The 13,051-nt window shown below is 65.5% G+C and carries 7 protein-coding genes and 2 pseudogenes; 5 read left to right on the forward strand and 4 right to left on the reverse strand.

The window, feature by feature from the left end; all coding sequences use genetic code 11:
* Nucleotides 1-42 precede the first annotated feature (42 nt).
* Nucleotides 43-393, forward strand: a complete 351-nt coding sequence (locus EC86_RS0108315) for an ArsR/SmtB family transcription factor (RefSeq protein ID WP_029525202.1) — start codon at nt 43-45, stop codon at nt 391-393.
* 86 nt (nt 394-479) lie between these two features.
* The gene (gene arsB / locus EC86_RS0108320) at nt 480-1,505 is read left to right on the forward strand and encodes an ACR3 family arsenite efflux transporter (protein WP_029525203.1); all 1,026 of its coding nucleotides are present in this window, start codon (nt 480-482) and stop codon (nt 1,503-1,505) included.
* Between the two features lie 103 nt (nt 1,506-1,608).
* Here the strand turns inward: arsB and EC86_RS26005 are convergent.
* From EC86_RS26005 to EC86_RS0108340, 4 genes and pseudogenes are all read right to left on the reverse strand, one after another.
* Nucleotides 1,609-1,927 (reverse strand): annotated as a pseudogene (locus EC86_RS26005) (YnfA family protein).
* A 3-nt stretch (nt 1,928-1,930) separates the two neighbouring features.
* Nucleotides 1,931-2,785 (reverse strand): universal stress protein, encoded by an 855-nt coding sequence (locus tag EC86_RS0108330; protein ID WP_029525204.1) that lies wholly within the window; start codon nt 2,783-2,785, stop codon nt 1,931-1,933.
* Nucleotides 2,786-2,829: 44 nt separating this feature from the next.
* Nucleotides 2,830-3,322 (reverse strand): annotated as a pseudogene (locus EC86_RS27660) (SulP family inorganic anion transporter); the annotation flags it as partial.
* Between the two features lie 106 nt (nt 3,323-3,428).
* Complete coding sequence (locus tag EC86_RS0108340) at nt 3,429-4,016, reverse strand: GNAT family N-acetyltransferase (RefSeq protein WP_232229842.1); 588 nt, start codon at nt 4,014-4,016, stop codon at nt 3,429-3,431.
* 287 nt (nt 4,017-4,303) lie between these two features.
* On the opposite strand from EC86_RS0108340, the gene EC86_RS0108345 reads away from it, so the two are divergent.
* From EC86_RS0108345 to EC86_RS0108355, 3 genes are all read left to right on the forward strand, one after another.
* Complete coding sequence (locus EC86_RS0108345) at nt 4,304-5,692, forward strand: efflux RND transporter periplasmic adaptor subunit (protein ID WP_029525207.1); 1,389 nt, start codon at nt 4,304-4,306, stop codon at nt 5,690-5,692.
* An 89-nt stretch (nt 5,693-5,781) separates the two neighbouring features.
* Entirely contained in the window at nt 5,782-8,949 is a 3,168-nt protein-coding gene (locus EC86_RS0108350) for an efflux RND transporter permease subunit (RefSeq protein WP_029525208.1), read from the forward strand.
* Between the two features lie 774 nt (nt 8,950-9,723).
* Entirely contained in the window at nt 9,724-12,987 is a 3,264-nt protein-coding gene (locus tag EC86_RS0108355; RefSeq protein ID WP_029525209.1) for an efflux RND transporter permease subunit, read from the forward strand.
* Nucleotides 12,988-13,051 lie beyond the last annotated feature (64 nt).

Consider the following 13,051-nt stretch of genomic DNA (forward strand, 5'->3'; position numbering starts at 1 on the left):
CGGCTAATTGCAATTCTTCGATGTTTCAATTATATTTGAAAGATGGAAACAATTACACAGACTGAACTTGCTCTACTGGACGAGCTGTCCGCCGTCAAGGCGCTGGCCGCGCTGGCGCAGGCCCAGCGCCTGCGGGTGTTCCGGGCACTGGTGGTGGCCGGCCCCGCCGGGCTGACGCCGGGCGTCATGGCCGAGCAACTGGCCGTGGCCCCGAGCGCGCTGTCCTTTCACCTGAAGGAGCTGCTTCACTCCGGCCTGGTCAGCAGCGAGCCGCGCGGCCGCAACCTGATCTACCGCGCCGAGATTGCCCACATGAACGCCCTGCTCGCCTACCTGACCGAGCATTGCTGCGAAGGCCAGGCCTGCGGCCCCGCCGCCAGCGTCGCCTGCTGATGTTTTCAAGCTTTTTTGGCCTCCTGCGCACGGCTGGCGTGCGCAAGCAGCTATTTATTCCATAGCAATTGATCGGGAAGAACACCATGGGTTTGTTTGAACGCTTCCTGACCGTCTGGGTCGCGCTGGGCATCGTGGCCGGCGTTGGCCTGGGCCTGCTGGCGCCCGGTGCTTTCCAGCTGATTGCCGCTCTGGAAATTGCCCACGTCAACCTGGTGGTCGCCGTGTTCATCTGGGTGATGATCTACCCGATGATGATCCAGATCGACTGGACGGCGGTGAAGGACGTGGGCAAGAAGCCGCGCGGCCTGTACCTGACGCTGGTGGTCAACTGGCTCATCAAGCCCTTCACCATGGCCGCGCTGGGCGTGCTGTTTTTCCAGTACATTTTTGCGCCCTGGGTCGATCCGCAGTCGGCCAGCGAATACATCGCCGGCATGATCTTGCTGGGCGTGGCGCCCTGCACCGCGATGGTCTTTGTCTGGAGCCAGCTGGTCAAGGGCGACGCCAACTACACGCTGGTGCAGGTGTCGGTCAACGACCTGATCATGGTCGTGGCCTTTACGCCGATTGCCGCCTTTTTGCTCGGCGTGACCAACATCACCGTGCCGTGGGAAACGCTGGTGCTGTCGACCGTGCTGTATGTCGTACTGCCGCTGGCGGCGGGGATGGCGACGCGGCATGTGCTTGCGCGCCGCTCGTCGCATGCGGTGGGCGACTTGGTGGCCCAACTCAAGCCCTGGTCGGTCATCGGCCTGATTGCCACGGTGGTGCTGCTGTTCGGCTTTCAGGCGCAAACCATCGTGGACAAGCCGCTGGTGATCGCGATGATTGCCGTGCCGCTGATCCTGCAGAGCTACGGCATTTTCGTCATCAGCTATGTGGCGGCCAAGGCCTTGCGGCTGCCGCACAACGTGGCCGGCCCGGCCTGCCTGATCGGCACGTCGAACTTTTTCGAGCTGGCGGTGGCGGTGGCGATTTCGCTGTTCGGCCTGCAGTCCGGTGCGGCGCTGGCCACGGTGGTCGGCGTGCTGGTCGAGGTGCCGGTGATGCTGTCGCTGGTGGCCATCATCAACCGCACGCAGCACTGGTTTGCGCCGCAGCCGGCCTGACAAGCACCAATTTATGAAGAAATAGGCCTTTTGCGCAATACCCATAAGCGCGGGCAGCTATACCTTTCATAGCGGAAAAGAATTTGCTACTGGCCGAAGGCGCCTATTTCGGCTGGTACATGATCAGCCCCATGCCGGTCAGGCTCAGGGCGACGCCGGCCACGTCCCATGCCGTCGGCCGCACCCCGTCCACCGCCAACAGCCAGGCCAGCGCCACGCTGATGTAGACGCCGCCGTAAGCGGCATACACCCGGCCGGCGGCGGCCTCGTGCAAGCGTCAGCAGCCAGGCGAACAGCGCCAGGCTGCAAGCCGCCGGAACCAGCAGCCAGATCGACGCCCGCTTGACCAGCCACAGGTAGGGCAGATAGCAGCCGACGATCTCGGCCAGCGCGGTCGCCAGGAACAGGAAAAAGGTTTTCACCGTTCAGCGCAGGATCAGCACCGGCACCTCGCTGAGCCGCAGCAGCGTGGTCGTCGTGCTGCCGACGATCAGCTGGCGGATGCGCGAATGCCCATAGGCGCCCATCACCAGCAGCGAAGCGCCCCGCGCCTTGACGAAGGCCGGCAACACGTCTTCCGGCTCGCCGGGCAGCAGCGCCATCGAAGCCTCGAAACCTGCCGCCACCAGCGACTGCCAGGCTTCTTCAAGCTGCTTTTGTGCCTGCGCGGTGTCGTCGCCCGCCATCGCCACGATCACCGGCAGGCCCTTGAGCATCGGGCTGCGCGCCACGGTCTCGACGGTCGTGCGCGACGCCGGGCTGCCGTCATAGGCGATGACGAACAGCGTGGGCTGCGCGAATGGCGCGCTTGTGGCCACCAGCACCGGGCGCTTCACCGAGCGGATCACGCGCTCGACATGGTGGTCGAGGTGAATCCTCCCGGCGCCGCTGGCACGGTAGTGTTCGCCCAGCACGAACAGGCGCGCGTCCGGTTCCATCTCCAGCACGTTGTCGAGCAGTTCGCCATGGCGCAGCCGCACGTCGAGCCGCTCCACGCCGGCGGCGGCGGCGCGCGTGCGGGCATCGTCCATCAGCCGCCGTCCGGCTTCCTGCGCCAGCTTGGCGCGCTGGGCATCGAGCGCGCCCAGTTCGTCGAGCAGCGCCTCCTGCGCGCCCAGCCCCATGGCGCCGCTGAAGTCGCCGACCAAGGGGCGGTCGGCGCGCTCCAGCACATGCAGCAACTCCAGCGGCGCCTCCAGGCGGAGCGCCGACCAGGCGGCCCAGTCGATCACGCAACCGGTGCTGGCCAAGCCGTCAATGCAGGCATAAACCTTGTTCATGGTGTTTCCTTTGGTTTTCAATGCAGGACTTGTTCAACGGCGTCAACATTGATCACCGACTGGTCCATCATGGCGTAGCCCGCCATGCCGCCGACGAAACCGGTAGCGATGTTGGCCAAGCCCTGCCCCATGCATTCGCGGTTCTTGTTGCTTGGCGTGTCGGTCAGCTCGTCCACGATCGAAGCGGTCATCATCGACTCCAACAGGCCCGCCACGGCCAGCGTGGCGGCATAGGGAAAGGTGATTTTGAGCGTTTCCAGGGTCAGCGGCAAGTCGGGCAGCAGGAAAATCAGCAGGCTGTCGGGCAGCGCGACCATGTCGCCGACGGTGCGGATGTCCAGCCCCAACGCCATGGCGCTGGTAGCCGCTGTCGGTGAAGGTAATGATCACGGCAAAGCTGAAGGACGCGTGCAGGCCGACCTTCAGGTCAACGCCGGCAATGATGGAAAAGGCAACCGCCTCGGGAATCAGGGCCAGAGCGACCACGATGCCGGCGAGCAAGTCGCCCCGTGCGTGGGCGAACCAGTCCTGGCGGATGGAGGCAGGAAAGGCGCCGCTTACCCGAGTGTCGCGTCAGGCGCAAACTGCCGGTTCTCGCTGGCCCATCGCCGCGCATCGCCGCGTTGCAGCCCTTGCCAGGGCTTCAGCCCTGGCTGCGGTCTGCGCCTTGCGCTGCACGCCGCTGGCGACGCGATCTCCCGACACTTTGCGCCTGACGCGACCCTAGCAACTTCTGGAAAAACTGCGCCTTGCCCATCGCCGGATCGAGCTGGTAGCCGGCAAAGCCGACGCGCTCATACAGCCGAACGGCGCTGGCATTGCCGGCAAGCACCTCCAGCGTCAGCTTGCAGGCGCCGCGCTCGCGGGAAATTTCTTCGACCAGCGCCAGCATCTGTTCGGCAATGCGCTGGCCCCGGTGGCCGGGCAGCACCGCCACGTCGTGGATATTGACCAGCGGGCGGCAGGCAAAGGTCGAAAAGCCTTCGATGCAGTTCACCAGGCCGACCGCCTCCTCGCCAGAGAAGGCCAGCACGCTGAAGGCCTGCGGCCGCGCGGCCAGTTCCTTCACCAGGTTGGCCTTGGCAAACGCGCCCAGCGCTTCGCCGCCGCCGGCCGGGTCCTGCGCATAGGCGTCGAGCAGGCGAACCAGCGCGTCGGCGTGGACCGGGTTGCGGTAATCGGCCCGGCAGACTTGCAGGCGCGGTGAAATCGATTCAGTGGACTGGGTCACGGGTGGCTCTCTGGCGATGGCTGGGTGCATGGATTTTAAGGACCGGCCAACAGTGACCCGGTCTAGCGTCTTGACGGCTTTGTTTCGGCTTTTGCTTTACCGGATGTTTACCGGCCTATTTCAGGGGCGACATCTGCGCTGAGGCGCTTGCAGGGATAATTATTCAGAACAAGGCCCGCCGATGCGCCCCGGTCATTCGCCAGGGCCGGACATGGCGCCTTCCCCCTCCCCTTAGAAATGAAAATGCCGCCGTCAGCGTCCTGTCGCGGCATGCCAAAGGACCGCTGATGGATACCCGTGCCGAGACCCCACCCATCCGCAGCAACACCCCTCCCGCCCAACGCATGAGCCGCCGCTCGCGCCTGCTCGGCAGCGTGCTGGCGGTGCTGGCGCTGGCCGGCACCGGCTGGCTGGCCTGGCACCTGACGCATCCCGATGCGCCAGCGGCCGGCGCAGGTGCGGCGGGCGGGCGGCGCGGCGCAGTGGCCACGACCGTTGGCGTGGCGACCGCCGAAAGCGGCCGCATTCCGGTCATCCTCGAAGCGCTGGGCACCGTCACGCCGCAGGCCACTGTCCGGGTCCGGCCGCAGGTGTCGGGCGTGATGGAAAAGGTGCTGTTCAAGGAAGGCCAGATGGTGCGCGCAGGCGACCTGATGGCAACCATCGACCCGCGCCAGTTCGAACTCGCGCTGATGCAGGCCAGCGGCCAGCGCCAGCAGGGCGAGGCGCAGCTGGCCAGCGCCCGCGTCACGCTCGAACGCTTCAAGACCCTCTTGACGCAGGACTCGATTGCCCGCCAGGAGGTCGATACGCAGGCCGCGCTGGTCAAGCAGCTCGAAGGCACGGTGATGATTAACAAGGCCAACGAAGGCGTGGCCCGCCTGAACCTGGGCCATGCCCGCGTGGTGGCGCCGATCAGCGGCCGCGTCGGCCTGCGCACCGTCGATGTCGGCAATGTGGTCAGCAGCAGCGACGCCAACGGCATCGCGCTCATCACGCAGGTCAGCCCGATCGACGTGGTGTTTGCGGTTCCGCAGGACCGCGCGGGCGAGTTGCAGCAGTCGGCGGTCAGCGGCAAGGCGATGCAGGCCACGGCGCTCGACCGCACCCGCGCCAGTGCGCTGGACACCGGCGTGTTCGCCTCGCTGGACAACCAGGTCGATGTGCAGACCGGCACGGTCAAGGCCAAGGCGCGCTTTGCCAACCGCGAACTGGCGCTGTTTCCGAGCCAGTTCGTCAATGTGCAGCTGGAACTGCGGACGATTGAAAACGCCGTCACGGTGCCGGTGGCAGCGCTGCGCCACGGCAATGCCGGCGACTATGTGTATGTGGTGAATGCGGCCGAGCGCACCGTCAGCCTGCGGCCGGTCCAGCGCGGCCAGGCGACGGCGGACAAGGTCCAGATTGCCTCGGGCCTGAAGGCGGGCGAGCAGGTCATCACCGAAGGCGCCGACCGGCTCAAGGACGGCGCGCCTGTGGTGCTGCCGGGCGACAGCCCCAGGGGCATGAACGGCGGCGTGGCCGGTGGCAAGCGCCAGCGCCCCGTTGCGCCGGCTGATGGCGCCAGGCCGGGTGCGTCAGCCGCAGGCGACGGCGTGGCGCCGGCGTCAATCCCTGCCTCAGGCGCCGCCAGCCCGCAACGCCAACGCCGCGCTTCGCAAGCCGAGGGCGCATGAACCCGCGCGAGCCAGCCAGTGCGCCGGGCTTTCCGCCCGGCGACCTGGAGCAATCCGGCAACTTCGGCGACAACGCGCCAGCCTCGACGCTGAGCCCGTCGCGCCCCTTCATCATGCGTCCGGTGGCCACCGCGCTGTTGATGCTGGCCATCGTGCTGGCCGGGCTGGTCGGTTTCCGGTTGCTGCCGCTGTCGGCGCTGCCGCAGGTCGATTACCCGACCATCCAGGTGCAGACGCTCTACCCCGGCGCCAGCCCCGAGGTGATGGCGCAGACCGTCACCGCACCGCTGGAGCGCCAGTTCGGCCAGATGGCGGGCTTGAGCCGCATGAGTTCGACCAGCACGGCTGGCGTGTCCATCGTCACGCTGCAGTTCGGCCTGGGCCTGGCGCTGGACGTGGCCGAGCAGCAGGTGCAGGCGGCGATCAACGCCGGCGGTTCGCTGCTGCCCGCCGACCTGCCCGCGCCGCCGGTGTATGCCAAGGTCAACCCCGCCGACGCGCCCGTGCTGACGCTGGCGATCACCTCGGACACGCTGCCGCTGACCGAAGTGCAGAACATCGTCAACACCCGGCTGGCGCTGAAGATCAGCCAGGTGGGCGGCGTCGGGCTGGTGGCGCTCAGCGGCGGGCAGCGGCCCGCCGTGCGCATCCAGGCCGACACGCGGGCGCTGGCGTCCTATGGCCTGGGGCTCGATGCGCTGCGCACGGCCATCAGTGCCGCCAACGCCAACGGCGCCAAGGGCAGCATCGACGGCCCGACGCGCTCGTATTCGATCAATTCCAACGACCAGTTGCTGGCCGCCAGCGACTACCAGAACCTGATCATTGCCTACCGCAACGGCGCGGCGGTGCGCGTGTCAAGCGTGGCCCGGGTCGTGGAAAGCGCCGAGAACACCCAGCTTGGCGCATGGGCCAGCATCGCCTGCGCGCCGGACGCATCAAGAAATGACGAGAACTGCCTCGGCACGCCCGGCCGGCGGCTGGTTCCCGCGATCATTTTGAATGTCCAGCGCCAGCCCGGCGCGAACGTGATTGCCACCGTGGACGCCATCAAGGCGCGCCTGCCCGAGCTGCAGGCCGGCCTGCCGACGCAGATGCGCGTCGATGTGCTGAGCGACCGCACCACCGGTATCCGGGCTTCCGTGCTGCATGTCGAGATCGAATTGCTGCTGGCCGTGCTGATGGTCGTGCTGGTGATCTTTGCCTTCCTGCACAACCTGCGCGCCACCGTGATTGCCAGCCTGTCGGTGCCGATCTCGCTCATCGGCACCTGCGGCGCGATGTACCTGCTCGGCTACAGCCTGAACAACCTGAGCCTGATGGCGCTGACGATTGCCACCGGCTTCGTGGTCGATGACGCCATCGTGATGATCGAGAACATCTCGCGCTACATCGAGGAAGGCGAAAAGCCGATGCTCGCTGCGCTGAAAGGCGCCAAGCAGATCGGCTTCACCATCATCTCGCTGACGGTGTCGCTGATTGCCGTGCTGATTCCGCTGCTCTTCATGGGCGACGTGGTGGGCCGGCTGTTCCGCGAATTCGCCATCACGCTGGCCATCACCATTTTGATTTCTGCCGTCGTTTCTCTGACTTTGGTGCCGATGATGTCGGCGCGCTGGTTAAAAACTGAAGCTAAAAAGGTTGAGAACCGCCTGGACAATTCGGTGGGCGCGCGCTTGCAGCGGTTCTTCGATAGTGTCATCGTGCGTTATGACCAGTCGCTGACCTGGGTGCTCCGGCACCAGGGCGCCACGCTGGTGGTCGCGCTGGCCACGCTGTTGTTAACCATGCTGCTGTATGTCTTGATTCCCAAAGGCCTGTTCCCGACGCAGGACACCGGCCAGCTGCAGGCGCGGGTCGAAACCGCGCAGTCGGTGTCGTATGCCCGCATGGCCGAACTGCAGCAGGCGGCGGCGCGCGAGATTTTGCAGGACCCGGACGTGGACGCGCTGAGTTCCTTCATCGGCGTCGATGCGGCCAACAACACCATGCTGCACACCGGCCGCATGCTGATCAACCTGAAAAAAGAGCGCACCGGCAGCCAGCAGGACACCATGGACCGGCTCAAGGAGCGCGCCAGCCGGGTCGCCGGCGTGACCCTGTACCTGCAGCCGACTCAGGATTTGACGATTGATGCCGAAACCGGCCCGACGCAGTTCCGCGTGTCGATGGAGGGCGCGAGCAACGCCGTCGTGGTCGAGTGGGCCAACAAGCTGGCCGCGCGCATGGCGCGCTCAAGCAGCCTGCGCAATGTCGTGTCGGACGCCGGCGCGCAGGGCACGGCGGCCTTCATCAACGTGGACCGCGACACCGCGTCGCGGCTGGGCATTTCAAGCTCGACGATTGACGATGCGCTGTACAGCGCGTTTGGCCAGCGCATCGTCTCGACGATCTTCACCGAGACCAACCAGTACCGCGTGATCCTTGAAGCGCAGCCCGATATGCTCGCCACGCCGGCTTCGCTGGGCAACATGCCGCTGAAAACCGGCGCCGGCACGACCACGCCTCTGGCGTCGATTGCCACCATCACCGAGCAGCCCGCGCCGCTGCAGATCACCCATGTCGCGCAGTATCCGGCCACGACGCTGGGGTTTGACACCGCGCCCGGCGTGTCGCTGGGCAAGGCGGTCGATGACATCCGGCAGGCGGCCAAGGACATCGCCCTGCCGACCAGCGTGACCTTGAGTTTTCTGGGCGCGGCCGGGGCTTACCAGGCGTCGCTGTCCAACCAGCTGTGGCTGATTCTGGCGGCGGTGGTCTGCGTGTACATCGTGCTGGGCGTGCTGTATGAAAGCTATGTGCACCCGATGACGATCCTCTCGACGCTGCCGTCGGCGGGCGTCGGCGCCTTGCTGGCGCTGATGATCAGCGGGTCTGACCTGGGCGTGATCGGCATCATCGGCATCATTTTGTTGATCGGCATCGTGAAGAAGAATGCCATCATGATGATCGACTTCGCGATTGACGCCGAGCGCAATCAGGGCAAGTCACCGCAGGAGGCGATTCACCAGGCGGCGCTGCTGCGCTTTCGGCCGATCCTGATGACGACGCTGGCGGCGCTGTTTGCTGCCGTGCCGTTGATGCTGGGGTTTGGCGAGGGCGCTGAGTTGCGGCGGCCGCTGGGCTTGGCGATTTTTGGCGGGCTGATTGTCAGCCAGGTGTTGACGCTGTTCACGACGCCCGTCATTTACCTGGCGTTTGACCGGCTGGGGCGGCGTGTTGGGCGCAAGGAGCGGGTGGATGCTGCTGTTGCCTGATTTTTATGCTTTTTATGGGGTTTTCGCTTGTCCCGCTTGCGTATCCAGCTATTTAATTGATAGCGGTTTTCGCTGCGTTGGCCTGCTGGCCGGGGGTTGCCCGGCGGCAACTCACTTTTCTTTGCTTCGCCAAAGAAAAGTAAGCAAAAGAAAGGCGACCCGGCTGTCTGGGTCCCTTCGCTTCGCTTCGGGCAACCTGCGCTGCCCCAAAAAAACGGGGGTCGGCGCAAACTCGCTTCACTGCGTTGCGCTCAAACAGCGCGCCGCCCTGATCCCGTTTTTCCAGTGCATCGCAGGCCCAGACAGAACGGGACAGGCGGGGATGAAAATCCGAACAGCCAAACAGCCAAACAGCCACTGCGCCCTGACTTCAATCCTTAATGCTATTAATTCAATAGCTGGTTGCGCAGCTAGTGCGTGCGGCAAAGGCACTTTTTATGCACAAACACGGGTTCCAGCATCCGCATCCGTTCCCGCTCCCGCTCCCGCAAGTCCCGTTCTGGCCGGGCCTGTGATGAGCGGCAAAAGCGGGATCAGGGCCGCGCGCTGTTTGAGCCGAAGGCGAGTTTGCGCGGACCCCCGCTTTTGCCGCTCATCACAGGTTGCCCGTAGCGCAGCGAAGGGACCCGGACAGCCGGGTCGCCTTTTCTTTGGTGACTTTCTTTTGGCGAAGCAAAAGAAAGTTACTTGCCGCCGGGCAACCCCCGGCCAGCAACCCTCAGCCAAGTTAACGCAGAACAAAATCGCAGCTAAACGAATAGCAGGAGCCAGACCATGAACCTGTCCGGCCCCTTCATCAACCGCCCCATCGCCACCATCCTGCTGACCATAGGCCTGGCCTTGGCAGGCATAGGTGCCTTCTTCGTGCTGCCCGTCGCCCCCCTGCCCCAGGTCGATTTTCCAACCATCTCGGTCAGCGCCTCGCTGCCCGGCGCCAGCCCCGGCACCATGGCCAGCAGCGTCGCCACGCCACTCGAACGCAGGCTGAGCGTGATCGCGGGCGTCAACGAAATGACATCGAACAGCGGCACCGGCTCGACCCGCATCAGCCTGCAGTTCGAGCTGAACCGCAAGATCGACTCGGCCGCGCGCGAGGTGCAGGCCGCCATCAACGCCTCGCGCGCCGACCTGCCCGCCACGCTGCGCAGCAACCCGACCTACCGCAAGGCCAACCCGGCCTCGTCGCCGGTCATCATTCTGGCGCTGACGTCCAGGACCCGCTCGCCCGGGCAAATCTACGACGAAGTCTCCAACCTGGTGCAGCAAAAGATTGCCCAGGTGCCCGGCGTCGGCGATGTGGAGCTCGGCGGCGGCTCGCTGCCCGCCGTGCGCGTCGAGCTGCTGCCCTTCGCGCTCAACCGCTACGGCGTCAGCATGGAAGACGTTCGCGCCGCGCTGCAAGCCGCCAACGCCAACCGGCCGCGCGGCGCCATCGAAGGCAACGGCCAGCGGCTGCAAATCTATGCCAGCGGCAGCACCGCATCTGGCGGTCTGCGCGCGTCCGATTACCGGGGGCTGATCGTCGCCTGGCGCAACGGCGCGGCGATCCGGCTGAGCGACGTGGCCGAAGTCAGCAACGGCGTGGAAAACACCAACACCCTGGGCCTGTTCAACGGCCAGCCGGCGGTCATCGTGCTGGTCACGCGCCAGCCCGACGCCAATGTGATTGCCACCGTCGATGGCGTGCGCGCGCTGCTGCCCGAACTGCAGGCACAACTGCCGCCGGATGTGGAACTGCAGGTGGCGTCGGACAGCACCAATTCGATTCGCGCCTCGCTGCGCGAAATCGAGGTCACGCTGCTGATCTCGATTGCACTGGTGGTGCTGGTGGTCAGCGCATTCTTGCGCAGCGTGCGGGCGACTTTCATTCCGGCCGTGGCCACGATGGTGTCGCTGCTGGGCACCTTCGGCGTGATGTACCTGCTGGGCTTTAGCCTGAACAACCTGAGCCTGATGGCGTTGACCGTGGCGACCGGCTTCGTCGTCGATGACGCCATCGTCGTGCTGGAAAACACCAGCCGCCACATCGAGGCGGGCATGGACCGCTTCAAGGCCGCGCTGCTGGGCGCGCGCGAGGTCGGCTTCACTGTCCTGTCGATCAGCCTGTCGCTGGTGGCGGTGTTCATTCCGCTGCTGTTCATGGGCGGGCAGACCGGCCGGCTGTTCCGCGAATTCGCCGTCACGCTGTCGGCGGCGGTGATGATCTCGCTGGTGATCTCGCTCACCACCACGCCGATGATGTGCGCCTGGCTGCTCAAACCCGCTTCCGCCGACAAGCCGCCGGGCCGCATCGCGCGGGGCTTTGAAAACGCCTTCAAGCGCTTGCTACGGGCCTATGAAATCGCACTGGACTGGGCGCTGGCCAGCAAACTGCTCGTCATGCTGATCTTGCTGGCGGTGATCGGGTTGAATGTTTATCTGTACATCGCCGCGCCGAAAGGCTTTTTTCCGCAGCAGGACACCGGGCAGATCAACGGCTTTTTGCGCGCCGACCGCAGCATTTCATTCCAGGCGATGCAGACCAAGCTCAAGCAGCTGGTGGACACCATCCGCGCCGATCCGGCCGTCGATACCGTGGTCGGTTTCACCGGCGGCTCGCGCGCCGGCGGCGGCTTCATGTTCATCAACCTCAAGCCGGTGGCCCAGCGCAGCGACTCGGGCCAGGCGGTGATTGCGCGGCTGCGCCCGCAACTGGCGCAGGTCACCGGCGTCAGCCTGTTCCTCAACCCCGTACAGGACCTGCGCGGAGGCGGGCGCCAGAGCAGTTCGACCTACCAGTACACGCTGAAAAGCGACAACGCCGCCGACCTCAAACGCTGGGCGACGCGGCTGGCCGACCAGATGAAGGGCGCCAGCGCGCTGCTTGACGTGGACACGGACCAGGAGGAAAACGGCGTCGAGACCATGGTCACAGTGGACAAGGAAAGCGCCGCGCGGCTGGGCGTGAGCTCGCGCGATGTGGACAACGCGCTGTACAACGCCTTCGGCCAGCGCCAGGTCGCAACGATCTACGGAGAACTGAACCAGTACAAGGTCATCATGCAGGTGGCGCCGCGCTATATCGGCAGCCCCGAAGCGCTCAAGAACATTTACGTGCCCGCCAGAAACGCGGCATCCACCAGCACGACCCCTGCCACTGGCACGGCCACCAGCACCAATGCCTCCGCGTCCGTCGTGAATCCGGCGCTGCGCGACCCGTCTGCCGGCCAGGCGCTGAGCAGCGCCGTCACGACCATGGTGCCGCTGTCGGCGATTGCCAGCTTCAGCGAAAATTCGGCAGCGGCATCGATCAGCCACGAGGACGGCGAACTCTCGACCACCATTTCCTACAACCTGGCCACCGGCAGCACGCTCAGCGATGCGCAGGCCGCCGTCCGGGATGCGGAAGCCGCGATCAGCCTGCCCAACAATGTGCGCGGCAGTTTTTCGGGCACGGCGCTCAGCGCGCAGCAGTCGCAGGGCGAGCAGCCGCTCTTGATTCTGGCGGCGCTGGTGGTGATCTACATCGTGCTGGGCATCCTGTACGAAAGCCTGATCCACCCGCTGACGGTGATCTCGACGCTGCCGTCGGCCGGCGTGGGCGCGCTGCTGGCGCTGCTGCTGTTCAAGATGGACTTGTCGATCATCGCGCTGATCGGCATCTTTTTGCTGATCGGCATTGTCAAGAAAAACGCCATCCTGATCATCGACTTCGCGCTGGACGCCGAACGCGCGCGCGGCCTGAGCGCCGTCGAAGCGGTGCGCGAGGCCTGCCTGCTGCGCTTCCGGCCGATTTTGATGACGACGATGGCCGCCATCCTGGGCGCACTGCCGCTGGCCATCGGCTTTGGCGAAGGAGCGGAATTGCGCCGGCCGCTGGGCATCACCATCATCGGCGGGCTGATCGCCAGCCAGTTGCTGACGCTGCTCACCACGCCGGTGGTGTATGTGCTGCTCGACAGGCTGCGCCGCCGCAGCGCATCCGAGCGGCATCTGAGCCGCCATCCGCACGACCTGTCCGACGCGCCGCCCTCCCTCCGGCCGCTGCAACCGCAATGAGCCAAGCCGTGCTGATTTTTTTACCCACGCTAAAACCGCTGTCATTCCCGCGAAGGCGGGAATC

The organism is Polaromonas glacialis, from assembly GCF_000709345.1.
In the GTDB taxonomy this organism is placed as follows: domain Bacteria; phylum Pseudomonadota; class Gammaproteobacteria; order Burkholderiales; family Burkholderiaceae_C; genus Polaromonas; species Polaromonas glacialis.

What these genes read in the sequence shown, in the direction of transcription:
- EC86_RS0108315 (WP_029525202.1), top strand. Translation starts at nt 43, where the DNA reads ATGGAAACAATTACACAGACTGAACTTGCTCTACTGGACGAGCTGTCC.
- arsB (WP_029525203.1), top strand. Translation starts at nt 480, where the DNA reads ATGGGTTTGTTTGAACGCTTCCTGACCGTCTGGGTCGCGCTGGGCATC.
- EC86_RS0108330 (WP_029525204.1), bottom strand. Translation starts at nt 2,785, where the DNA reads ATGAACAAGGTTTATGCCTGCATTGACGGCTTGGCCAGCACCGGTTGC.
- EC86_RS0108345 (WP_029525207.1), top strand. Translation starts at nt 4,304, where the DNA reads ATGGATACCCGTGCCGAGACCCCACCCATCCGCAGCAACACCCCTCCC.
- EC86_RS0108355 (WP_029525209.1), top strand. Translation starts at nt 9,724, where the DNA reads ATGAACCTGTCCGGCCCCTTCATCAACCGCCCCATCGCCACCATCCTG.